Raw genomic sequence first — 23,601 nt, forward strand, 5'->3', positions numbered from 1 at the left:
GCGTGGCCCAGGAGCCGCATCCGGCCGAGCGGATCGTCGCCGCCCTGGGCGCGCGCGACGAGGCGCGCGTGCCTCCGCCCGGGCTCGACGGGCTCGACCCCGCCTGGTCGCGGCTGGTCGACGCCCCCGACGCCCGCGGTGTGGCGCGCCGGTGGCACCTGCTCGACACCGGGGAGGCGCTCGGCGTCGAGCCGGTCGGCACGATCCTCTGCGTGCACGGAAACCCCACCTGGTCGTACCTCTGGCGCTCGCTCGCCTCCGCCACGCTCGCCGCCGCGCGTCGCGGAGAGCCCGCCTGGCGCGTGGTCGCCGTCGATCAGCTCGAGATGGGCTTCTCCGAACGCACAGGGGCGCTGCATCCGGTCGCCGACCGCGTCGACGAGCTCTCGAACCTCACCGAGGTGCTCGGGCTGCACGACGTCGTGACGCTCGGCCACGACTGGGGCGGAGCCGTCTCGCTCGGCTGGGCGGTCGACCACCCCGAGCTGCTGCGCGGGGTCATGCTGCTCAACACCGCGATCAGCCAGCCTCCCGGCGCCCCGATCCCGGCGCCGTTGCGGCTCGCGCTCGCGTCGGGAGTCCTGGGCGCCTCCACGGTGGGGACGCCCGCGTTCCTCGAGACCACGCTCGCGCTCGGCCACCCGCCGCTGCCCGCTTCGGTGAAGGAGGGGTATCGCGCGCCCTACCGCTCGCCGGCGCGTCGTGGGGGCGTGGGCGGTTTCGTCGCCGACATCCCCGTCGACCGTCGGCACCCGAGCGACGAGGAGCTCGACAGGATCGCCTCCAGCCTCTCCTCCGTCGCCTGCCCCGCGCTCCTGCTCTGGGGCCCGCTCGACCCGATCTTCTCTGACCGCTACCTCGACGACCTCGTCGACCGCCTCCCGCACGCGCAGGTACACCGCTTCGAGGGCGCGGGGCATCTCCTCGCCGAAGACGTCGACTATGCGGCGGCGGTGCTCACCTGGCTGGGCGACCTCTCGGAGGGCGTGCTGCCGTTGCGTGATCGGGGTCTCCACGTGGTGCCCGCCGAGCCGTCGCCCTATGAGCCCCTGTGGGGGTACCTGGACGCTCGCGCTGACGACCCCGGTGTCGCCCTGGTCGAGATGGCGCCCCCGGGAGGCGGCACGCCGCGCACCGTGTCGTGGCGACTCCTCTCGCGCCGGGTCAGCGAGCTCGCAGCGGGGCTCCGCGCGTGTGGCGTCGACCCGGGCGACCGTGTCTCGCTCCTCGTCCCTCCCGGCGCCGACCTGACCGCGCTGCTCTATGCGTGCCTGCGCATCGGTGCTGTCGTGGTGGTCGCCGACGCCGGGCTCGGGCTGCGGGGACTCACCCGGGCGGTCCGCGGTGCATGGCCGGATGTCGTCGTCGGCGCCGTGCCCGGACTCACGGTCGCGCGAGCCCTCGGCTGGCCTGGGGAGCGGCTGTCGACCCAGACCCTCCCGCGGGCCGCCGCCGCGGCTCTCCGGGTCGACGCCTCGATCGCCGAGATCGCCGAGATCGGCCGCGAGGAGCTCGACCGCGATCCGGAGGCGCTCGGTGCGCCTCCTGCAGCCGAGGCGATCGCCGCGATCCTCTTCACCTCGGGGTCGACCGGTCCGGCGAAGGGAGTCGTGTACACGCACCGTCAGCTCGCGGGAGTGCGCGACGTCCTCGCGCTCCAGTACGGCGTCGGCCCTGACACGGGGCTCGTCGCCGGCTTCGCACCGTTCGCGCTGCTCGGGCCGGCACTCGGAGCACGCTCCGCGACTCCCGACATGGACGTCACCGCTCCGCGCACCCTGACCGCGCGTGCAGTCGCCGCGGCGGCCGAGCGGGTCGACGCGACCGTGCTGTTCCTCTCGCCCGCGGCACTCACCAATGTGGTGGCCACGGCCGGCGAACTCGACGACGCCGACCACCGGGCACTCGGCCGCGTCGAGACCTTCCTCTCGGCCGGCGCACCCGTGTCGGAGGGCCTGCTCGCGCAGGCCCAGGCGCTGATGCCCCACTCCTCCGCGCACACCCCCTACGGCATGACCGAGGCGCTGCTGCTCACCGACGCCTCGCTCGAGGGCATCCGCGAGGCCGCGGCCGACTCCGATCCGCGCGGAGGAGTGTGCGTCGGAGTGCCGGCTGCGGGGGTGCGTGTGCGCATCGCCGCGCTCGACGCCTCCGGTGTGGCCGCCGAACAGCCGCTCGAGACCGTCGGCGTCACCGGCGAGATCGTCGTCTCGGCCGCCCACGTCGAGGACCACTACGAGCGCCTCTGGCTGACCGACCGCGCTGCGCGCCGGGGCGCCGCTCCGGGCGAGCGCTGGCATCGGACGGGAGACGTGGGTCGGCTCGACTCCGAGGGCCGGCTGTGGGTGGAGGGGCGCCTCCCGCACGTCATCGTGACCGCCGAGGGTGTCGTGACGCCGGTCGGGCCGGAGCAGCGGATCGAGGCGCGGGTCGCCTCCGTCGCCCGTGCCGCCGTCGTCGGAGTCGGACCGCGCGGGGCCGCGCAGCTCGTGGCGATCGTCGAGCGGCGCAGGGGTGCGCGTCGCGTGGCGCTCGCCGACGAGGAGCTGGCCGAGGGTGTCCGCGCTGCGGTGGGTGCGTCCGTCGCCGCCGTGCTCGTGGTGCCGATCCTGCCGACGGACATCCGGCACAACTCCAAGATCGACCGCTCCGCCCTCTCCGCCTGGGCCGAGGGCGTTCTCGCGGGCGGACGGATGGTCGCGCCGTGAGAGTGCTGGTCACAGGGGCGAGCGGGCTGCTCGGCGGCGCGGTCGCGGCTGGGCTCGTCGCCGAGGGTCACGAGGTGCGCACGTTCCAACGCCGCCCCTCGGGGGTGACGGGAGTCGAGGAGGCTCGCGGCTCTCTCACCGACCCCCGGGCCGTGGAGGAGGCGGTCGCCGACTCCGACGCGGTCGTGCACCTGGCCGCCAAGGTGTCGCTCGCGGGCGATCCCGCCGACTTCGACCGGGTGAACGTCGACGGTACGCGTCGTCTGCTCGCCGCCGCGGAGCGCGCGGGGGTACGCCGGTTCGTGCAGGTCTCCTCGCCCTCTGTCGCCCACGTGGGCTCGTCCCTGGTCGGCGCCGATGCCGAGCCGGCCGATCCGAGGCGGGCGCGCGGAGACTACGCGCGTACGAAGGCGCGCGCCGAAGTGCTGGCACTCGGCGCCGACGCCCCGAGCTTCTCGGTCGTGGCAGTACGGCCGCACTTGGTGTGGGGTCCGGGAGACACTCAGCTCGTCGCGCGCATCGTGGAGCGCGCTCGGGCTGGCCGCCTCCCGCTCCTCGGGAAGGGGCAGGCCCTCATCGACTCGACCTACGTCGACAATGCCGCTTCGGCGATCGTCGCCGCTCTGGGCCGGGCGGAGGAGGTGCACGGTCGCGCGTACGTCGTCACGAACGGCGAACCGCGTCCGGTGGCCGAGCTGATCGCGGGCATCTGCCGCGCCTCCGGCGTCGAGCCGCCGCGCTGGTCGGTGCCGGCGTCGGTGGCCCGGCTCGCCGGCTCTCTCGTCGAGCGCGTCTGGGCGGTGCGCCCCGGAGTCGATGAGCCCCCGATGACGCGGTTCCTCGCCGAGCAGCTCTCGACCTCGCACTGGTTCGACCAGCGGCGCACTCGCGCGGAGCTGCGCTGGTCGCCCGCCGTCTCGCTCGCGGAGGGCCTCCTTCGTCTCGGCCGCTCGTGACGGGTGCCCCTCTCCCGGGGTGTCGTGAGAGGGGCACCCGCGGGCGGGCGGTCAGTCGGCGAGGATGAGGTAGAGGGCGCGACGCGTCTCTTCGAGCTTCGCGGAGGCGGCGGCGCGCTGCGCCTCGCTCGCCCCGCGGAACTGCTGCACGACGCCCATCAGCTTGCCGATGTTCTCGATGAACGCGCGGTCGGCGTCGCTCGCGCCGGGAGTCGCCTCCCACGCTGCCGCCAGCTCGTCGGCGTGCTCGCGGACGTAGGTCCCGCCCGCGTCGGTCAGCTGGTACTCGGTGCCGCGGCCTTCGCCGACGGCGGTGATGAGGCCCTCGTCGACCAGCTGCTGGAGGGTGGGGTAGACGGAGCCGGGACTGGGGCGCCAGGAGCCGTTCGTCTTCTCGGCGATGGCCTTGATGAGGCCATAGCCGTTCGAGGAGGTCTCGGCGAGGAGGGAGAGGAGGGCGGCGCGGACGTCGCCCCGTCGTGCGCGTCCACCCCCGCGGCCGAAGGGGCCACCGAAGCCGAGGCCGGGGCCGAAGCCGAAACCGGGGCCGAAGCCGCGGCCGTGCCCGCCGGGTCCGCGGCGGTGATCGTGTCCATATCCGCGTCCGCCGCGCTCGCGCGGGGAGGAGGAGTCGTGGTCGTCGGAGAAGAAGGTCGTGGGGTTCATGGGTGTGCTGCTTTCTGTCGTGGGAGGATCCCTGTCGTTTTGGTCGCCCGTCGCGAACTGTCTGCGATCTGTCGGCGATGTAGTAAAGATATATCGCTAACTGTCGCTCGTCAATGCTCTGACGCTCGTTATCCTGAGAAGATGCCCCCAGGAAGGCCCCCCATGCCGCCGTCCGACTCCGAGCTCGCCGCCGTCCTCGACCGCACCCTGCTCACGGGCGCCGTACTCACCGGGCGAGCGAGCAACCTCGGCAACCTCCGTCGTCTCGCCGCACGCGAGCCGGCCCACCTCTACGGGGTCGACATCGCCGAGCACTGGACCTTCGAGAGCCTCCTCGCCCTGATGGGCGACCGCGTCGGCATCAGCACCGACCCCGCCTTCGAGCGCGGTCAAGACCGTATCGACGCGCGCCTCACCGTCGAGCGACTTGGCCGCTACCGCGACCGCTTCACCTCCGCGATAGGCGAGGGCGCCCTCCTCCTCTTCGCCACCGCGCACCCCGCCACGCTGATGGACGTCTACCGGCGCTTCGCCGGGGCGGCTAAGGAGGCGGGTGCCCGGGTCCTCGACCTCAACGCGCTGCCGTTCGCCGCCCCCGACGGCATCCGCATCCCGCTCGCCGACCCGCACCAGGTCCTCTGGTGCACGGGAGGCGTCACCTGCCTGTATCGCGGGGGCAGCCTCATGCACACCCATGCGCCGGAGCCGATGGACGCCCTCCTCGATCGGCTCGACGAGCTCGGTGTCCGCCCCGACCTCGTGGTCGCCGACCACGGCTGGGCGGGTGCCGCCGGTCGCCGCGGCCTGTCGACGATCGCGTTCGCCGACTGCAACGACCCCGCGGTGTTCGTGGCGGAGGCTCAGGGCTCGATCGAGGTCGTCGTCCCGATCGACGACGGCGTGGCCGTCCATCTCTACGAGCCGGTGATCGAGTACGTGCTGGCGCCCCTGACCGCGCCCGCGCGCCTATCCGGCTCGTAGAATCGCAGTCGGCTCGTCAGGATCCCGGATCCGGCGGGCCGACCGCGTTCCCGCGAGCCCGAGGCCCGACCTCGCCATCACTTCCCCGACGGAGCATCCGTGACCCAGCCCCAGGACGGCCTTCTTCCGCGCTTCGCCGTGGGCGTGGACATCGGCGGGACGTCGATCAAGGCCTCCCTGGTCGACGTCACGACGGGCGAGCGTGCTGCGCGGCGTCTCGCCGTCGCCAACCCGAGGGGAAAGGAGCCCGAGGACTTCGCGGCGGCCATCGCCGGAATCGTCCGCGATGTATCGCCCATCGCGGGTACCCCGGTCGGAGTCGGCTTCCCCGGCATCGTCCGTGGCGGCGTCGTCCGGCAGACCACGCACGTCTCCCAGCGCTGGGTCGGCCTCGATGCCCAGGCTCTGCTGTCCGAGGCGACCGACGTCGACGTCGTCGTCGTCAACGATGCCGACGCGGCGGGAGTCGCCGAGCGCGAGTTCGGCGCGATGCGCGGTCGCGACGGCCTGCTCCTCCTGACCACGCTCGGCACGGGCATCGGCACGGCCCTCGTCTATGAGGGAGTCGTCGTCCCCAACTCCGAGCTGGGGCACGTGCACATCGACGGACCCGACTTCGAGCCGCGCGTCGGCTTCTCGGCGGTGCGTCGAGAGGGCATCACGCTCGAGGAGTGGGCGGGGCGGCTGAGCGTCTACTACCGCCACCTCGAGATGCTGCTCTCTCCGCAGCTGTTCGTGATCGGAGGCGCGGCGGCGGACGTGTTCGACGAGTTCTCGCGCTTCCTCGACATCGGCACCGAGATCGTGCCAGCCCGTTTCGGCAACGATGCGGGCTTCACCGGAGCCGCGATGGTCGCGGTCTCGCCCGATCGCCTGGCGCCCTGGTACCGCTCGACGCACGGCGCCCACCTCGATCCCGGAGCCCCGGCGATCGCCGACTGAGGCGGGGCCGCCCGCTATCCGGTGGCGTCGGAGATCACCCGCCGATACACCGCGTCCAGCCGTCGCGCGGCCTCCGCCCAGCTGTGCGCCGCTGCCCACTCGATGCCCCCGCGACCGAGTCGCTCCCGCCGAGCCTCGTCGCCGAGCAGCGCGAGCAGCGCCTCCGCCCACACCGTCGGATCGTCGGAGTCGAGCAGCGTCCCGCTCACTCCCTCGCGCACCGCGTCGACCAGTCCGCTCGTCCGGCGCGCCAGCACCGGGGTGCCGCTGGCGGCCGCCTCCAGGGCGATCAGGCCGAACGTCTCGGCTGCCGAGGGCACCATCGCCACGCGCGCGCTCCGGAGGCGTTCCGCCACGACCGCGCGCTCGGCCGGCCCGTCCAGGAGCACCCGATCTCCGAGGGGAGCCGCTGCGGAGCGCACCTCGTCGAGGTACGCCTCCCGCCCGGGCGCAGCCCCGCCGACCAGCCGCAGTACCGGTCGAGCGCCGGCCGGCAGGGCCGCGAGCGCCCGCACGGCGAGGAGCTGTCCCTTGAGCGGCTGGAGGCGTCCGACCAGCACGACCTCGTTGGCGCGCGCGTCGCCTCCCGGCCGGAACAGGGCCTCGACGCCAGGAGGCACCACGCTCACCCGTGTGGGCTCGGCGCCGTAGTCGCCGAGGAGGTCGTCGCGTTCGGAGGCGCCCGCCACGACGATCGCGTCGGCGGCGGCGAGCACGGCCCGCTCCGCGTCGATCCGTGCCTGCGGCTCGGGGGAGTCGCCCGCCGCCAGCCGCGCGTTCTTCGCGAGCGCGCTCGAATGCATCGAGTGCACGTGAGGAGCCCCCGTCAACATCCCGGCGAGCCCGGAGACCCAGTAGTGGGAGTGCACCACGTCGGCGCCGGCCGCGGCGCGCGCGAAGTCCGGGGCCGCCGAGGCCAGCGCGTACTTGTCGCCCGCCGCGACCGGCACGCCGACCACCCGCACCCCGGGAGCGAGCGGGCGCACACCCTCGCCGCGTGTGAACACCTCGATCTCCCAGCCGAGCGCCGCGAGCTCGGGCAACACGGCCGCGAGGTAGACGTTCATCCCTCCCGCATCGCCTGTCGACGGCTGCTCGAGCGGGGAGGTGTGCGCCGAGATCACGGACAGGCGTGGCATCCCTCCACCGTAGCGAGGCGGGGGAGTTGTCCACCGATCCCGACCCCTGGCTCGCCGGGCGCCGGGAATCGGGTTGAATAGACGGATGCGCTCGTTCGGAGCGCGGAGAGCGTGAGGTCCATGGCCCGCCGCAACCCTGTCGACGAGGTGCCCCCCTCCGTCGCGCCCGGGGCGGCCGGACACGAGAGCTTCTCCGAGGCAGACGTCCGCGCGCTCGTGGGGTCCGCGGCGTTCGAGAAGGGCACGGCCTACGCCGACGAGGGCCGGGCGCGCGAGCTGCAGTGGTTCGGTGGCCGCACGCGCCTGTTCGGCCAGGTCCGTGGCTCGGGGCGCTCCCCCTATGCCGTCAGCGTGCAGCTGCGCGACGAGGGCGACCGGTGGAGCCTCCTCGGCGGCGCCTGCAGCTGCCCGGTCAAGCACGAGTGCAAGCATGTCGCCGCCGTGCTCGTCGAGGCCCTGCGCCGCGAGCGCGAAGGCGGTCTGAGCGCGCCCTTCCCCGGAGAGGCCGCCGTCGATGCGGTCCCGGAGTGGCGCAGCGCGCTCGCCCCGCTGCTCGCCGGAGCCGATCGCTCCCACGCAGGCATCCCGCTGGGCCTCCAGTTCGAGCTGCTGCCCGGCGAGCCCGTGCGTCGCCCGCCCGGTCGCTACAACAGCTACCGACCCCCGCCCGAGCCGCGCCCCCGCCTGGGCGTGCGTCCGGTGCGGATGGGAGACCGAGACCGCTGGGTGCGCACGGGCACGAGCTGGCGCGATCTCGGCTACCTGCACTACAGCCACGACTACGACGAGCGCCAGATCGACGTGATCCGCGAGCTGCAGGGGCTGTTGTCGGGGCACAGCGCCTCCAGCTACTACTCGCCCGACACCTGGCTCTACCTCGACCAGTGCCGCAGTGAGGCGATCTGGGCCGCCCTGCACGGAGCCGTCCGTGCGGGCCTGAGTCTCGTCATGGGCGATCGCGAGCAGAGCCCGCTCAAGATCCTCGATACCACGGCCACCGCCTCCATCGACGTCGCCCGCACCACCGAGGGTCTCGAGCTGCGCTCGCTCGTCGCCATCGGCGACCACCCGGCGCCGGAGGATTTCGGCTTCATCGGCGACCCGGCCGTCGGCCTCTACACCTGGGAGGGAGGCGACGAGCTCCGCGCCCGCACGGTCACTCTGATCCCGTTCGCGGCCCCGCTGCTCTCCTCCGCGCGCACCTTCCTGTGGAGCCGCGAGGCCATCCGCATCCCGGCGCAAGAGGAGTCGGCCTTCCTCACCGAGCACTACCAGCGGCTGCATCGCCTCTTCGACATCGTCTCGCTCGACGGCTCGTTCGAGTCGCCGCCCCTGCCCGAGCCGCATCTCGGCCTCACCCTCGAGCACACCGACGGCGCAGGCCTTCGCGGCTCGTGGTGGTGGCGCTATGCAGTGCCGGGCGCCCGAGGCGTCGAGGCCGAGCGCCTTCCGCTGCGGATGGGCGAGGACGCCGGCTACCGCGATCCCGAGGCCGAGCAGCGTCTTCTCGAGTCGCTCGGCGGAGCCGGCATCGACGCGGAGTCGACGCCGGCCCTCCTCTCTCCCTCGAGCAGACGCCTGCGACCGACGTTCGACCTGCGCGGCATGCAGACCGTCGCCTTCCTCTCGGGCGAGCTCGAGCGCCTCCGCGAGCTCGGCACCGTCGAGATCGAGGAGCTCGGCGAGCGGGTCGACTACCGCGAGGCCGTGACCGCTCCCGTCGTCGCCGTGCAGACTGTCGCCCAGCCGGACAGCCGCGACTGGTTCAACCTCGAGATCTCCGTCACCGTCAACGACGAGGCGGTCCCGCTCGCCGAGATCTTCCTCGCCCTCGCCCGCGGCGACGAATACATGGTGCTCCCCAGCGGCGTCTACTTCGCGCTCGACGACCAGCGTTTCGGGCGCCTCCGCGAGCTGATCGCCGAGGCCCGCGAGCTCTCGGACGACGCGGGAGAGACCCTGCGGATCAGCCGCTTCCAGTCGTCGCTCTGGGATGAGCTGGTCGAGCTCGGTGTCGTCGAGGCGCAGGCGGCCGCGTGGCGTCGCGCGGTCGAAGGCCTCTCCGGATTCACGGCCACGGGCGCGCTCGCGTCGCGCGCACTGCCCGACGGCTTCGCGGTCGAGCTGCGGCCTTACCAGCAGCTCGGCTATGACTGGCTGTCGTTCCTCTACGACAACGGGCTCGGAGGCGTCCTCGCCGACGACATGGGTCTGGGCAAGACCGTGCAGTCGCTCGCCCTCGTCGCGCGAGTGATGCAGGAGCAACGCGTCGAGGCCCGCGAGGCCGGCACCTCCCCGCGCCCCTTCCTCGTCGTCGCGCCGACGAGTGTGGTGCCCAACTGGGTGGCCGAGGCCAAACGGTTCGCGCCGGGGCTGCGCGTGGTCGGTGTCGATGAGACGTCCAAGAAGAAGCGCCGCGCGCTCTCGAGCGTGATCGGCGAGGGGGAGCTGGTCATCACCTCGTACGCGCTCTTCCGGCTCGACTACGAGTCGTATGCGGGCATCCGCTGGTCGGGCCTGCTGCTCGACGAGGCGCAGTTCGTCAAGAACCGCCAGTCGGCGACCCACCAGCTCACGCGTCGGCTCGACGTGCCCTTCAAGCTCGCCATCACGGGAACCCCGATGGAGAACAACGTCATGGAGCTGTGGTCGCTGCTGTCGATCGTCGCGCCCGGCCTGTTCCCCTCGCCCACGGGTTTCATCGAGTTCTACCAGAAGCCGATCGAGCGCGAGGCCGACGCCGAGAAGCTCGTCCAGCTCCGCCGCCGCATCCGTCCCCTGATGCTGCGACGCACGAAGGAACTGGTGGCGACCGAGCTGCCGTCCAAGCAGGAGCAGACGCTCGAGGTCGAGCTAGGCCCGCGCCAGCGCAAGGTGTATGACACCTACCTCGCGCGTGAGCGTCAGCGCGTTCTGGGCTTGATCGGCGACTTCGACAAGAACCGCTTCGCGATCTTCCGTGCCTTGACGGTGCTGCGTCAGGTCGCCCTCGACGCCGCCCTCGTCGACGAGGCGCACGAGAACGTGCCCTCGACCAAGCTCGACCTGCTCGACGAGCTGTTGGGCGATGCGCTCGCGGAGGGGCATCGTGTCCTGGTCTTCAGCCAGTTCACCCGGTTCCTCGGGCGGGTGCGCTCCCGGCTCGACGCGGCGGGCGTCGACTACGCCTATCTCGATGGGGCGACGAAGAAGCGCGACGAGGTGATCGAGCGTTTCCGGTCGGGCGAGGCGGGAGTGTTCCTCATCTCGCTGAAGGCGGGCGGTTTTGGTCTCAATCTCACCGAAGCCGACTACTGCATCCTGCTCGACCCCTGGTGGAACCCCGCGACCGAGTCGCAGGCCGTCGATCGTGCCCACCGCATCGGTCAGACCCGTTCGGTGCTCGTCTACCGACTCGTCGCCAAGGACACCATCGAAGAGAAGGTCATGGCCCTCAAGGAGGCGAAGGCCGCGTTGTTCGCGGCCGTCATGTCCGACGACGGCGCGACCGCCACGGGAGGCATCACCGCCGAGGACGTCCGCGAGCTGCTCGGCTGAGCCCTCAGCACTGCTGGTCGACCAGGACTTTCGCGAACGCCCCCGTCTGGTAGGCGTACTCGTACGCCCAGTCGCCGAACGCGGTCGGCTCCCCGGACGAGATCATCGCGAGATGTCCGCCCCAGCAGCGTTCGAGGATCACCCGTGCCCGCACGATGTGAGGGGTCTGGGTGATCACGACGATGCTCGACCAGTGGTTGTCCCGCGCGTAGCGGGCGAGGGCCCGTGCCTCGCCCTGCGTCGTCTCCGGGTCCGCCGAGAAGCACACCACGTGCATCCCCGGCTCGTCGCAGGCGACGATGGCGCTCGTGCCGGGAGGCGCGGAGGCCGCCGAGGGCCACACCGAGATCAGGAGGGTGTCGGCCACTCCCTCGGCGATCAGCTCGCGGCCGAGCTCGGTGCGCGCCCGCGTGGGCGGCCCGAGAACGAGAACGGCGTCGGCACGCGGAGGGAGGGGGTCGACGGGAGGGAAGACGTACACGGGAGCCCCTGCGGCGGCGGCGAGCACGAGCGCGCCGACGAGACCGACGGCGATCCGCCGCGCCCGGCGCAGCCTCCGACCCACGTGCACCTCCCCGCCCGAGCGGTTACCGTACCGCAGGCGGGCGACAGGAGGGTGCGCTCACTGGCGCGCGTGATCGAGCAGCCCGCGCACTGCTGCCTCGGTGTCGGCCGCGAGTCGGCCCAGCCGGTGCGCGGCGCGAAGGCGGGCAGGCCGATACGGATGGACGAGCCGCCGGGCGGCCGTGCAGGGGAGCGCGAAGCCCGAGACCACGCCTGCATCGATGCCCTCGAGGCCGCCGTCATCGCGCCCGAACACCAGTTCGCGCCCCTCCCTCGCCAACTCGTCGGGCAACTCCGACTCGCCGATCGGGAGGCGCAGGAGCGCGAGCACGCCTGCCGCGACGACTCGCCGCCCCAGCGGGCGGCCGAGACCGCCGGCGGCATGCTCGATGAAGAGCGCGGCGTGCTTATCGAGCAGCGCCGACATGGTCTCGGTGAGCCTCTCGAGCTCGGGGTGCAGGGAGAGGCGGCCCAGGCGCCGGTGGGCGTGCGCCGCGACCCGTGCGTCGACCGCGAGCGCGAGGGCGATCGGTCCGGGGATCGCGGCGCTCAGGCAGACGTGCCCGGGCGCCCGTGAGAGCGGAGCGACGTCCACTCCTCGGATCTGCGGCGAGGCGGCCAGCACCGCCTCGAGGGCCTCCGCGATCCGCCGCCTCTCCTCGGACCACGTCCTCGCGAACTCCTGCACCCGCTGGTCGGGGTGCGCTTCGAGCAGCGGCAGCGTGCGGGCGACCGCCGCGAGTCCGACTGCACGCAGGTAGGCGGAGGCGACGATCGCCTCGCGATCCAGTGGCGCCTCCTCGAACTCGCGCACCGAGAAACGAAGGCTCCCGTTCCGGCTCCTGCGATCGTCGATGTCGAACGGCTCCGCGTCGCCCACTGTGCTCCTCCGCTCCGACCGGCCCCGGCGAGGTGCCGCAGTTTCTATCCTGGGCCCCGGGTGCGGAGCGCGAAAGAGCACTCCGCATTCGCTCAGGCGCGACGCTCGCCCGCGGGCACGCCTCCCTATCGTTTCGGGGCCGCCCGTTCGGCGGCGCTACTCAGGAACGGTCAGCCGGAGGGTGGAGCGGGTGGCGGCTGGTTTCCTGTGCTCAGCTGAATCTGCACCGCCGACCCCTTGTCGACCCTCGACCCGGCCGCGGGCGAAGTGCCGGCCACGCTCCCCTTGGGCTGGGTCGAGTCGACCTGCGAGACGGACCCTGCCGAGAGACCCGCCGCGACGAGCGCCTGCGTCGCCGCATCCGCGCTGCGCCCCGTCACGTCGGGCACGGTGCTCTGCGGAGCCGCGACCATCGCCGGGTCGGGGGGAGAGAAGTCGGAGCCTCCGTAGCGCGTGTCGATCGCGGTCATCAGCGGCTTCCAGATGCGGTGGCGGGCATCCGGGGCCCACCCGCTGTCGAAGGTGATCGAGTCGAGGTTGACGCGCGAGGCGTCGTCCTTCGCCGAGATGCTGCCGACCCAGACCGCGAGCGAGGTGGCGCTCGAGGCGCCGATCGCCCAGGTGTCGGTCGAGTTGTCGGTCGTGCCGGTCTTGGTGATGTGCTGGATGCCGTTCTTCGGATCGTCGGGCGTTCCCGTGCCCTCGGCGGTCACCTTCAACATCGCGTACTGCATCGCGGTCGCGACCTTCGTGGACACGGCGCGGGTGCAGGTGGACTTCGCGGGCGCGATGTCGCGGCCGTCGACTCCGACGATCGCGGTGATCGCGATCGGCGAGCAGGTCATGCCGTTGTCGGCGATGCCGGCGTAGGCGGTAGCCATCGTCAGGGGAGCGAGCTCGTTCGTCCCTAACACCGCGCCCGGCGACTGCACGAGCGGCTGGCCGTCTGCGCGATGCACGCCGAAAGCCTCGGCCTGCTTGCGGATCTCGCACTGATCGAGCAGGTGCGACATGCCGGTATAGCCGGTGTTGAGCGAGTACACGGTCGAGTACAGCGCGGTCTGGGTGTCGGTGTAGCCGCCGTCTCCGGCGTTCTTGGGGTTGTAGGAGTCGTAGTTCCAGGTTCCCTTGCAACTGTCGGCGAAGCCTGTCCAGTTCTGCTGTCTCGAGTCGAACTGCTCGAGCAGGGTGTGGCCGCGGTCGAGCCATTCGGCGAGCGTGAACACCTTGTAGGCCGAGCCCGTCTGGAACCCGTTGCCGCCGCCGGAGTCCGCGTCCACGTTGAGATTGATCGCGGAGTACTCGGGGCTGCTCGCGATGACGTCGGGGTCTTGGCTGTAACGCTTGTTCTGCACCATCGTCAGCACCCGACCGGTGCCGGCCTGCACGGCGACGGCGGTCGCGCCGACATCGAACCGGGGATCGGAGGAGGGGACCTGTGCGTCCATCAGCTGCTGCGCCTGCGCCTGGAGCCCCAGGTCGATGGTCGTGTAGACCTTGAGCCCCCCGCGCTTGATCGCCGCGTAGCGCTCGTCGTCGGTCGCTCCGAGCGCCGGATCGTCGCGCAGCACATGGGTGACGTAGTCGCAGAAGTAGGCGGCGTTGCCGGCCGTCTGGCAGCCGGTCGAGGGAGGCGTGATCCGCGGTGCGATCGGCGCCGCGACAGCAGCATCGTGGGTGGCTGCGTCGATCTTGCCGTACTCCAGCATGCGGTCGAGGATGTAGTCGCGCCGCTCAGCGGTTTGCGCGTAGCCGTTGGCGGCGCCGTTCGCCTCGTCGTCGGGGCGGTCGAAGCGGAACTTCTCGGGGTTGTTCACGATCGCCAGCAGAGCCGCCGATTGCCCGACCGAGAGCTCGGCTGCCGAGATGCCGTAGTAGTACTGCGCGGCGGCTTCGATGCCGTAGACGGTGCCTCCGAAGAGGGCGATGTTGAGGTATCCGAGGAGGATGTCGTCCTTGGAGTACTCCTTCTCGAGGCCGATCGCGAGGCGCATCTCTTTGAGCTTGCGCTCGGGAGTCGTCGCGGTCGCCTCCGCATAGGCCTTGTCGCGTTCGGTCTGGTCGCTGATCGACTCCGCCTTCTGCACGAGTACGTTCTTGACGTATTGCTGCGTGATCGACGAGCCGCCCTGGGTGTCGCGGTCGAGGAGGTAGGTGCTCGCGATGGCGCGCAGCGTTCCCTGCAGATCGATGCCTCCGTGCTCGTAGAAGCGCGGATCCTCGCTCGCGACGAGCGCATCCTTCGCCGAGTGTGCAATGCGATCGGCCGTCACCTCGATGCGGTTCTGGTCGTAGAAGGAGGCGAGCAGCGTCGGGTTCTCCGGATCGCCCGCGTACACGTCGGTCTTCTGCATCAGACTGCCGACCTCGAGATAGCTGGGGAGCGACTGGAACGCCGAGATCGTGCCCGAGGTTGCCGCTCCGGTGAGCGCGGCGGCGGGTGCGACGACCACGGCGGTGACGAGCCCCGCGATCACACTCACGATCACGAAACCGAACAGCGCACCGATCGCCCCGTGGACGGTTCGACGGGGGTGGAACACGGGGACGTTCGGTCGCTTCAGGATGGATCCTCTCGGTGCATCAGCACACTAGGCGAGGCCTGCGACATCCCCGCCGAGGCGCGCCACGGCCGTGCCGCGCCTCTATTCGATCAGGTCGCCGTTGATGTCGTTGATGTCCCCTATGTTGACCGGCGGCTTGCCCGTGCTCACCTGGAGGGGGACCACGGCACCGCGCAGCACGTCCTTGCCCGCGCTCGGCGTCGTCGAGACGACGGAGCCCTGGGGGATCGTCGCCGAGTCGGCCTGCTCCTGGATGCCCACGCTGAAACCTGCCGCCGTCAGGGTCGCGGTCGCAGCGTCGACGCTCTGGCCGGCGACGTCCGGAACCGTCGTCATCGTCGCCGGGCGGGGGGACGAGGCGAGCATCGTCGCCGGAGGCGCAGTGAAGTCGTCGCCCCCGTACTTCTTGTCGATGGCCGTCATGATCGGCTTGAAGATCACATGGCGGGAGTTGGAGGCGAGGACGGTGCCCGAGTCGCCGGTGAGGCTCACGGTGCGGAGGTTCTGGCGCTTGTTGTCCCCGAACCCGTTGATGCTGCCGACCCAGACGGCGAGAGCGACCGACTTGCTCGCGCCCGCGGTCCACACGTCGGCGGCGTCATCCGTCGTTCCGGTCTTGCCGATGTGTTCGATGCCGTCGCGGGGGTTCGATGCGTAGGCCGTTCCGGACGTCATCACGCGTTGCATCGCGTACTGCATGCCGTGGGCGACATCGTCACTGACCGAGGTCGTGCACGACGAGGCAGGAGGCTGCACCGCATTGCCGGAGCTGTCGGTGATCTTGTCGATGACGATCGGCGAGCACGTCGTCCCGTCGTTCGCGATGCCGGCATAGGCGGCGGCGATGGTGAGCGGCGCGATGGTGTTCGTGCCCAGCACGCTCGCGGGCCCGCTCTGGAGCTCGGTGCCGACGGCCGTGTGCACCCCGAAGGACTCGGCGGTCGTGCGGATGTCGCAGACATCGAGCTGGTGAGCCATGCCCATGAAGCCGGTGTTGATCGAGTCGGTCGTCGCCGAGAGTGCCGTCATCGAACTCGCGTCCTCGGAGGGATCGTCGTTGCGCGGCGCGAAGCGCGGCGTCTCGCTGAAGATGCCGTCGTTTCCGACGTTGCACTTCTGCGGATACGTGGGGAAGCCCGCGGTCGGCGAGGCGAAGGACTCGTTGATGGTGTGTCCCGACATCAGCCACCGGGCGAGGGTGAAGACCTTGTACGTCGATCCCGTCTGGACACCGGAGCCGCCTCCCATATTGCGGTCGACGTTGAGGTTGACGGCGGTGTAGCCGGGGTTGGCCGCGAGGAAGTCGGCGTCTTGGCTGTACTTCGTGTTCTGCACCATCGAGAGCACGCGACCGGTGCCGGCCTGCACGCTTGCGGCGGTGGCACCGACCTCGAAGCGCGGGTCGACCGCAGGCACGTAGGCGCTCAGCGACGTCTGCGAGGTGCTCTGCACGTCGAGGTCGAGGGTCGTCACGACGTCGAAGCCGCCCTGGCGGATGCGCTGGTAGCGCTCGTCGTCCGTCGCCCCGAACACGGCGTCGTTGCGGAGCACGTTGAGCACGTAGTCGCAGAAGTAGGCGGCATTGCCGGCCGTCGAGCATCCCGTGGAAGGCTCGGTGATCTTCGGCGTGATCGCCTCGGCGATGGCCGCGTCGTACGTCGGCTGGTCGATCTGACCGTGCTTGAGCTCTTCCGAGAGGATGTAGTCGCGTCGCTCCTTCGTCTGCGCGTAACCGTTGGCGGCGCCGTTCGCCTCGTTGTTCGGGGTGTCGAAGCGGAACTTCTCGGGGTTGTTCACGATCGCCAACAGGGCGGCGGACTGCGCGGTCGAGAGCTGACTGGCGGAGATGCCGAAGTAGTAGTTCGCGGCGGCTTCGATGCCGTAGACGGTGCCTCCGAAGAGGGCGATGTTGAGGTATCCGAGGAGGATGTCGTTCTTGGAGTATTCCTTCTCGAGGCCGATCGCGAGGCGCATCTCTTTGAGCTTGCGCTCGGGAGTGGGCGACGTGGCCTCCTCGTAGGCGGCCTGACGCTGTCCTGCATCGGTGATGGACTCGGCCTTCTGCACGAGCACGTTCTTGACGTACTGCTGCGTGATCGAGGAGCCGCCCTGGAGGTCGCCGCCCGAGAGGGTCACCGCGAGCGCGCGCAACGTTCCCTGCAGATCGATCCCGCCGTGCTGATAGAAGCGCGGGTCCTCGCCGGCGACGGCCGCGTCCTTCGCCGACTGCGCGACGTCGTCCCAGCCGACCTCCACGCGGTTCTGGTCGTAGACGGAGGCGAGGAGGGTCACGCCGTCGCCCGCGTAGATGTTGGTGCGCTGCATGAGCTGGCCGACGTCGAGGTAGCCGGGCAGGTTCTGGAACATGCCGATGGTGTTGGTCGTCGCGAGTCCCGTGAGCGCGAGCGCGGGGGTCACCCCCACGGTGATGAGGACGCCCGCGACCGCGCTCATCCCGACGAACCCCACGATGGCCCGCAGCGACATCCCGAGCGGCCGGACGGGGCGGCGGGATGCGGTGGGAAGAGCCATGGAGCGGTCGTCCTTTCGACGCGGTGCAGGACCGCGGAGATCGTTCGGGGGCCGGTGGCGAGGCGCCTCGCGAACACTCGCGCGAACCCCCGCGTCGATGGTACGTGACCGGCCCCCGAGAAGGAGGTCAGTCGCGAGACGGAGATGCCCGCTGGCGGGGAATGCTCGGGGTCGGGCACGGGGGTTCTCAGAGAGCGCCGTGGATCGGCACCCGCGACCCTCCAGCATCCGTATCGTTAGGGAGGGTCGCTCCCGCGGAGCGCCTCATGCATTCTCTCCACGCACCGCCCCGGGGCCCCGGGCGGTCCACCCCGCAGAAAAGATCCCACCATGGCACGCATCCACGACGACGTGACCGAGCTCGTCGGCAGGACCCCTCTCGTCCGCATCCACCGTCTCGAGGGTGCCGCTCAGGCGAGCGTCCTCGCGAAGCTCGAGTTCTACAACCCCGCCAACAGCGTCAAAGACCGTATCGGCGTCGCGATCGTCGACGCGGCGGAGGCTTCGGGCGAGCTCCCGCCGGGCGGCACCATCGTCGAGGGCACGAGCGGCAACACCGGCATCGCGCTCGCGATGGTCGGCGCGGCGCGCGGCTACAAGGTCGTGTTGACGATGCCGGAGACGATGTCGGTCGAGCGTCGCGTGCTGCTGCGCGCCTACGGCGCCGAGATCGTTCTGACGCCCGGCAGCGAGGGCATGCGCGGCGCGGTCGAGAAGGCGCAGGCGATCGTCGCCGAGACGCCCGGCGCGATCCTGGCCCGCCAGTTCGAGAACGCCGCGAACCCCGAGGTGCACCGCCGCACGACCGCGGAGGAGATCTGGGAGGACACCGACGGCGAGGTCGACGTCTTCGTGGCCGGCATCGGCACGGGCGGCACCATCACCGGTGTCGGCCAGGTGCTGAAGCAGCGCAAGCCCGGCGTGCAGGTCATCGGCGTCGAGCCGATCGACTCCCCGCTCCTCACCCAGGGCACGGCCGGCCCGCACAAGATCCAGGGCATCGGCGCCAACTTCGTGCCGGCGATCCTCGACCGAGACGTCTACGACGAGATCATCGACGTCACCCTCGAGGACTCCGTGCGTGTGGCCCGCGAGATGGCCGCTCGCGAGGGCATCCTCGGAGGCATCTCCTCCGGGTCGATCATGTGGGCCGCCCTCGAGGTGGCCAAGCGTCCCGAGAACGCGGGCAAGACCATCGTCGCGATCGTCTGCGACTTCGGCGAGCGCTACATCTCGACCGTCCTCTACGAGGACCTCCGCAGCTGAGCGGCACGAGTTCGCCTCCGGCGCCCCGGTCCGACCGAGACCGCGGTGCCCGCCCCGGCCTGCTCGCGCGGCTCCGCGAGGACATCCGCACGGCGCGCGAGCGCGATCCCGCGGCTCGTACCGCCGCGGAGGTCGTCTTGGCCTACCCGGGGTTGCACGCCGTGTGGGCGTATCGGATCGCGCACGCCTGGTGGAGGCGCGGCCTGCGTCTTCCGGCACGGCTCCTGACCCAGGCGGCGCGCGCGGCGACGGGGATCGAGATCCATCCCGGCGCCACGATCGGCCGCCGGCTCTTCATCGATCACGGCATGGGAGTCGTCATCGGCGAGACCGCGCGCGTGGGCGACGACTGCCTCTTCTATCACGGGGTCACTCTGGGCGGGAAGTCGGCTCGGCGCGAGCGAAGGCATCCGACCATCGGCGACCGCGTCGTCATCGGAGCCGGAGCCGTCGTCCTCGGACCGATCACCCTGGGTTCGGACGTCAGTGTCGGAGCGAACGCCGTGGTGGTCGCTGACGCACCGGACCGAGCGGTCCTCGTGGGCATCCCCGCCCGTGACCTGCGGAGCAGGGTCAGCGCCGAGCAAGCGCTCGCCGATCCCGGCCTCCTGATCGACCCGGCCCTCTATATCTAGGCGGCCTCGCGGCGCCGTCGTCCCGTCAGTGGCGCGAGATGTCGCGGGGCGCGCCCTTGATCGTCGCGAAGGCGTCGAGCGCGAGGGCTCTCGTCTCCTTCAGATCGAGGATCGGCTCCGGATAGTCGGCCGCCGTCGCGTCGAGGGTGCCGCCGAGCGTCCACGGCTCGTGCACCGCCGAGCCGTCGATATCGGCGAGTTCGGGCACGTTCGCTCGGAGGTAGTCGCCGTCGGGATCGAACTTCTTCGACTGGGTGACCGGGTTGAACACGCGGAAGAAGGGGGAGGCGTCGGCACCCGACCCCGCCACCCACTGCCAGTTGGCCGCATTGCTTGCCGGGTCGGCGTCGACGAGCGTGTCCCAGAACCACTCCTCGCCCACGCGCCAGTCGACGAGCAGGTTCTTGATGAGGAACGACGCGGTCACCATGCGGACGCGATTGTGCATGTAGCCGGTGCGCCACAGCTCGCGCATCCCCGCGTCCACGAGCGGGAAGCCCGTGTGGCCGCGGTGCCACGCCTCGATCCGCTCGGAGCCGGGATGCCCCCAGGGGAAGGAGTCGAAGCGGGAGTCGAAGTTCGCCGTCGCGAGAGAGGGCCAGTGGAAGAGGAGGTGGTAGCAGAACTCGCGCCACAGCAGCTCCGAGATGAAGCGCTCGCTGCCTTCACCGCGGTGTTCGCCCCGCGCCCGCGCCTGCTCGACCGCGTGCCACACCTGGAACGGGCTGATCTCGCCCCAGCGCAGGTGCGGTGACAGGTTCGACGTCGCGTCTTCGGCGGGACGGTCGCGTCCGTCCGCATAGTCGTCCAGTTGCTCCGCGAGGAACGCGCGCAGTCGCTTCACTGCCGCCTTCTCGCCCGGCTCCCATCGTTCGCGCAGCCCTCCGGCCCAGTCGGGCTCTGCGGGCAGCAGCCCCCAGTCGTCGAGATCATCGGAGGCGACCCGCACGGGCAGCCTGTCGAGGGAGCGGGGGCGCGGCAACGGCTCTCGCGGTGCCGGGCGGCTGTGGCACGCTCGAGCAAACGGCGTGTACACCGAGTACGGTCCGCCGGTGCCGGTCTGGACCGTCCACGGCTCGAAGAGGAGGCTGCCCTGGTGGCTCGTCGCCTCTCGGCCGTCGGAGCGCAGCGCCTCCTTCACGGCGGTGTCGACGGTGCGCTCGGCCTGTCCGTAGCGGCGATTCCAGTGGACGGACCCGGCGCCGATGTCCTCGGCGAGCTGGAGCACGACGGCTTCGGCCGGCCCGCGGCGGAGGATCAGCGGGACGCCGTGCTCGGCCAGGTCGGCTCCCAGCGCCGTCAGGCTCCCGTGCAGCCACCAGCGCGCGGCCCCGCCGAGTGGGCGGATGCCGTCGGACTCCTCGTCGAGCAGATAGCAGACCGCCACGGGCCCGCCTCGATCGATCGCCGCGCGCAAGGCGGGGTTGTCGGCGAGGCGAAGGTCGTCGCGGAGCCAGACGAGGGTGGGGGAGGTGTCGCTCATGGTCTCCCATGATCCGCGGTGCGCCCTCACCTGCGAAGAGCTGGTCGGAGCTGCCCGCCCGTGCTAGCGGAGCCGCGTCATACCGAGGCGACGCCGTGGCGCAGCTTGTCGCACAGCAGGGTCAGCTGGTCCAGCTCCTCGTCGTCGAGCGCGGAGCCGACCTTGTCCGAGATGGTCTCGACGTGCTTGAGCGCCACTCGGCGGAACATCGCGTAGCCCTCGTCGGTGATCTCGATGACGGTGCCGCGGGCGTCCGACGGGTCCTCGTTCTTCGTGACGAGGCCGCGCGCGACGAGGCGGTCGATCAGGCGACTGACGCTGGGCTGAGTGAGCAGGACGTGCTTGTTGAGGTCCCGCAGCCGCGCTCGGCGTTCAGGTTGCCGGGTGAGGTTGAAGAGCACGTCGTACTCGTTGAGCGAGATCTCCTTGGAGGGGAACTCGCTGTTCAGCGCGCGGATCACGTGCACTTGGGCGCGGAACAGCGACTCCCATGCGGCGACCGCCCGTCTCGAACCCACGACTGCTCCTTCTCACGTCCCTCTCAGGATATGGGGTCACAGCGAGAGCCCTCGCGCTGCGCTCGATGGGGAGAGTCGGGAGCCCTCGGCGGGAACGACAGAAGGCCGGCCGCTGAGGCGAGCGGCCGGCCTTCATTCCCTTGCACCAGAGTGTCCTGCAATCACTTCTCGCGCTTCTCCGCCACAGCAAACGGTTGACGCTCTTGAACTATATAACGACCCGGTAACGGCGCAACCTCTCGTTTGCTGTGACCTCTCTGAGCCGCGACGGTGCGTCTCCTTGCTGCGAGCATGGAGGCTCGCAGAGCGGCAACGCCCAGGCTCTCCGCCGGTGTGCGGCGGTCAGGCACCGTTCGGAGGCTCCCCCAGCTCGGGGCCGCGGCCGCTCGACCACTCCGAGAGGCTGAGAGCGGCGAGACGAGGGCCGCCCCCGCATGCGTCTCTTCAGAACAGGTCGGGGCTCGGAGTCGAGGCGTAGCGGATGGCGACGTCGGCGTGGCGATCGAAGCGGTAGCCGGCGCCGCGAACGGTGCGGACGATGTCCTCGTAGCGGCCGAGCTTGGCGCGGAGGCGACGCACGTGCACGTCGATGGTGCGCTCGTTCGGTGCGTCGTCGTCCGCGGCACCCCAGAGGGAGGCGATCAGCTCGGCGCGCTCGATCGTGCGTCCCTCGCGCAGCACCAGGTACTGCAGCAGCTCGAACTCCTTGTAGGTCAGGGCGGTCGTCTCGTCGTCGAGGATGACGCGCTTGCGTGAGATATCGATGACGACTCCGCCCGGCGCGCGGTCGAGGTCGGGCTCGACCTCAGCGCGTCGGCGCGCGACGGCGGCGGGGTCCTGGAGGGCGAGGCGGACGACGTCCACGTCGCGCCCGCCGGCGCCTTGGGGGGCGAGGGCGACGGAGGCGTAGGTCTCGGCGTCGGGAGCGAGCAGGGCGGTGACGCGCTTGAGCTCTTCGACGAGGCGGCCGAGATCGACACCTGCCGCGCGCGCCTTCGCCTCGTCGATTCCGACGTAGAGCGCGAAACCGCGGGCTTCGGTGCCCTGGGGGACGGCGCGCAGACGAGGCTGGACGGGAGCGGTCTCGGCGACCTGGAGGCGGGGGGTCTCGATCGTGGAGACGGTGGGGCGGGCGTGGAGGAGAGTCATGACGAATCCTTGGACTGGTCGGATCCGGGACGAGTGTCCGGGAGTCGGATCCGGGTGTGCGCAATCGAGCCGTGTCCGCGAGACGCGGACCGGCAGAGGCGGATGCAGAGCATCCGCGGGATCCTTCGAGCCGTCGACGCCCGTCCGATCGAGATCGGCCCGATCAGGAAGATCGGAGGGCGGAGGCTGAGCGAGGAGCCGGCGAGGTCAGTGCCTCATGCACACATTCGACAGCTCATGACGAGGCCGCCGGCCATCATCATGCCGGCATTCCCGATGGCCTCGAGGGAGGTCAGGGCGTGCGCGTTGTCAGTCATGGGGGACAGTAAAGCGGACTGTGACGTCCTGCGTCAATATGTTTCCTTGCTGGCGAGGGGCCCGTCTTCTGGGGGTCCCCGGTCCCTCGTGCGCCGCGGTCTCAGCCCGCGAGGCCGTAGAGGCGGTCACCCGCGTCGCCGAGACCGGGGACGATGTAGCCGAGCTCGTTGAGCCGTTCGTCGAGCGAGCCGAGGACGATGGTCACGTCGCGGTCGCCGAACGCCTTCTCGACGGCGGCGAGCCCCTCCGGAGCCGCGAGCAGGCAGACCGCTGTCACATCGACGGCACCGCGATCGAAGAGGAACCGGATGGCTGCGATGAGAGAGCCTCCCGTGGCCAGCATCGGGTCGAGGACGAAGCACTGGCGGTTGGAGAGGTCCTCGGGCAGACGCTCGGCGTAGGTGGTGGGCTCGAGGGTCTCCTCGTTGCGCGCCATGCCGAGGAAGCCGACCTCGGCGGTCGGTATGAGCTTGACCATGCCCTCGAGCATCCCGAGGCCCGCGCGCAGGATCGGCACGACGAGAGGCTGCGGATCGCTCAGGGCGAGGCCAGTGGTCTGCGTCACCGGCGTCTCGATGGTGACGGGACGGGTGCGGACGCCGCGCGTCGCCTCATAGGCGAGGAGGGTCATCAGCTCCTCGGCGAGTTGCCGGAAGGTGGGGGAGGGGGTGCGCTTGTCGCGCAGCACGGTGAGCTTGTGCGTGATTAGCGGATGGTCGGCTACGTGGACGCGCATAGGCTCAATGTACTTGCTGGCCGCTGG

General features: G+C 71.0%; 17 protein-coding genes. 7 read left to right on the top strand and 10 right to left on the bottom strand.

Translation table 11 applies throughout. From position 1 onward, the window contains the following. Nucleotides 1–2: 2 nt before the first annotated feature. Together ITJ45_RS12080 and ITJ45_RS12085 are read left to right on the top strand one after the other, a co-directional pair. Nucleotides 3–2,708, top strand: a complete 2,706-nt coding sequence (locus ITJ45_RS12080) for an alpha/beta fold hydrolase (RefSeq protein WP_416365300.1) — start codon at nt 3–5, stop codon at nt 2,706–2,708. Further along, a complete protein-coding gene (locus ITJ45_RS12085) occupies nt 2,705–3,664 on the top strand; it encodes an NAD-dependent epimerase/dehydratase family protein (RefSeq protein ID WP_194610011.1) in 960 nt (319 codons plus the stop codon). The genes ITJ45_RS12080 and ITJ45_RS12085 overlap by 4 nt, the downstream gene beginning before the upstream one ends. Before the next feature lie 51 nt (nt 3,665–3,715). Here the strand turns inward: ITJ45_RS12085 and ITJ45_RS12090 are convergent, their stop codons facing one another. Beyond that, nucleotides 3,716–4,330 carry a PadR family transcriptional regulator gene (locus ITJ45_RS12090; protein ID WP_194610009.1) on the bottom strand — a complete coding sequence of 205 codons (615 nt, stop codon included), beginning with the start codon at nt 4,328–4,330 and terminating at the stop codon, nt 3,716–3,718. 162 nt (nt 4,331–4,492) lie between these two features. Here ITJ45_RS12090 and ITJ45_RS12095 point away from each other — a divergent pair, with 162 nt between their 5' ends. After that, nucleotides 4,493–5,311, top strand: coding sequence for a phosphatase (locus tag ITJ45_RS12095; protein WP_194610007.1), 819 nt, complete (start codon nt 4,493–4,495; stop codon nt 5,309–5,311). 99 nt (nt 5,312–5,410) lie between these two features. Further along, nucleotides 5,411–6,253 carry an ROK family protein gene (locus ITJ45_RS12100; protein ID WP_323742999.1) on the top strand — a complete coding sequence of 281 codons (843 nt, stop codon included), beginning with the start codon at nt 5,411–5,413 and terminating at the stop codon, nt 6,251–6,253. Nucleotides 6,254–6,267: 14 nt separating this feature from the next. Here the strand turns inward: ITJ45_RS12100 and ITJ45_RS12105 are convergent, their stop codons facing one another. Continuing rightward, nucleotides 6,268–7,392, bottom strand: a complete 1,125-nt coding sequence (locus ITJ45_RS12105) for a glycosyltransferase (protein ID WP_194610005.1) — start codon at nt 7,390–7,392, stop codon at nt 6,268–6,270. A 120-nt stretch (nt 7,393–7,512) separates the two neighbouring features. Between ITJ45_RS12105 and ITJ45_RS12110 the strand changes: the two genes are divergently transcribed. Then, a complete protein-coding gene (locus ITJ45_RS12110; protein ID WP_194610003.1) occupies nt 7,513–10,929 on the top strand; it encodes an SNF2-related protein in 3,417 nt (1,138 codons plus the stop codon). A 4-nt stretch (nt 10,930–10,933) separates the two neighbouring features. Here the strand turns inward: ITJ45_RS12110 and ITJ45_RS12115 are convergent, their stop codons facing one another. From ITJ45_RS12115 to ITJ45_RS12130, 4 genes are all read right to left on the bottom strand, one after another. Then, nucleotides 10,934–11,494: a YdcF family protein gene (locus ITJ45_RS12115; RefSeq protein ID WP_194610001.1), complete on the bottom strand. Its 561-nt coding sequence runs from the start codon at nt 11,492–11,494 to the stop codon at nt 10,934–10,936. Between the two features lie 57 nt (nt 11,495–11,551). After that, nucleotides 11,552–12,373 (bottom strand): hypothetical protein, encoded by an 822-nt coding sequence (locus tag ITJ45_RS12120; RefSeq protein WP_194609999.1) that lies wholly within the window; start codon nt 12,371–12,373, stop codon nt 11,552–11,554. Between the two features lie 170 nt (nt 12,374–12,543). Beyond that, nucleotides 12,544–14,916 (bottom strand): penicillin-binding protein, encoded by a 2,373-nt coding sequence (locus ITJ45_RS12125; RefSeq protein ID WP_194609998.1) that lies wholly within the window; start codon nt 14,914–14,916, stop codon nt 12,544–12,546. Between the two features lie 102 nt (nt 14,917–15,018). Next, nucleotides 15,019–17,469, bottom strand: a complete 2,451-nt coding sequence (locus tag ITJ45_RS12130) for a transglycosylase domain-containing protein (RefSeq protein WP_194609996.1) — start codon at nt 17,467–17,469, stop codon at nt 15,019–15,021. 330 nt (nt 17,470–17,799) lie between these two features. Here ITJ45_RS12130 and cysK point away from each other — a divergent pair, with 330 nt between their 5' ends. Both cysK and epsC read left to right on the top strand, forming a co-directional pair. Continuing rightward, on the top strand, nt 17,800–18,735 hold the full coding sequence (cysK, locus tag ITJ45_RS12135) for a cysteine synthase A (protein ID WP_194609994.1): 936 nt from the start codon (nt 17,800–17,802) through the stop codon (nt 18,733–18,735). Between the two features lie 59 nt (nt 18,736–18,794). Continuing rightward, complete coding sequence (gene epsC / locus ITJ45_RS12140; RefSeq protein WP_194610479.1) at nt 18,795–19,370, top strand: serine O-acetyltransferase EpsC; 576 nt, start codon at nt 18,795–18,797, stop codon at nt 19,368–19,370. Nucleotides 19,371–19,395: 25 nt separating this feature from the next. On the opposite strand, the gene ITJ45_RS12145 is transcribed toward epsC, so the two are convergent. The 4 genes from ITJ45_RS12145 to upp all read right to left on the bottom strand — a co-directional run bounded on the left by ITJ45_RS12145 (nt 19,396) and on the right by upp (nt 23,574). Continuing rightward, nucleotides 19,396–20,853 (bottom strand): cryptochrome/photolyase family protein, encoded by a 1,458-nt coding sequence (locus ITJ45_RS12145; RefSeq protein WP_194609992.1) that lies wholly within the window; start codon nt 20,851–20,853, stop codon nt 19,396–19,398. 77 nt (nt 20,854–20,930) lie between these two features. Next, nucleotides 20,931–21,371 carry a MarR family winged helix-turn-helix transcriptional regulator gene (locus tag ITJ45_RS12150; protein ID WP_194609989.1) on the bottom strand — a complete coding sequence of 147 codons (441 nt, stop codon included), beginning with the start codon at nt 21,369–21,371 and terminating at the stop codon, nt 20,931–20,933. Nucleotides 21,372–21,815: 444 nt separating this feature from the next. Continuing rightward, a complete protein-coding gene (locus ITJ45_RS12155) occupies nt 21,816–22,520 on the bottom strand; it encodes a winged helix-turn-helix domain-containing protein (protein ID WP_194609987.1) in 705 nt (234 codons plus the stop codon). Nucleotides 22,521–22,938: 418 nt separating this feature from the next. After that, on the bottom strand, nt 22,939–23,574 hold the full coding sequence (gene upp / locus ITJ45_RS12160) for a uracil phosphoribosyltransferase (RefSeq protein ID WP_194609985.1): 636 nt from the start codon (nt 23,572–23,574) through the stop codon (nt 22,939–22,941). Nucleotides 23,575–23,601 lie beyond the last annotated feature (27 nt).

Origin of the sequence: Rathayibacter sp. VKM Ac-2879 (genome assembly GCF_015351245.1) — a bacterium.
GTDB lineage: Bacteria > Actinomycetota > Actinomycetes > Actinomycetales > Microbacteriaceae > Rathayibacter.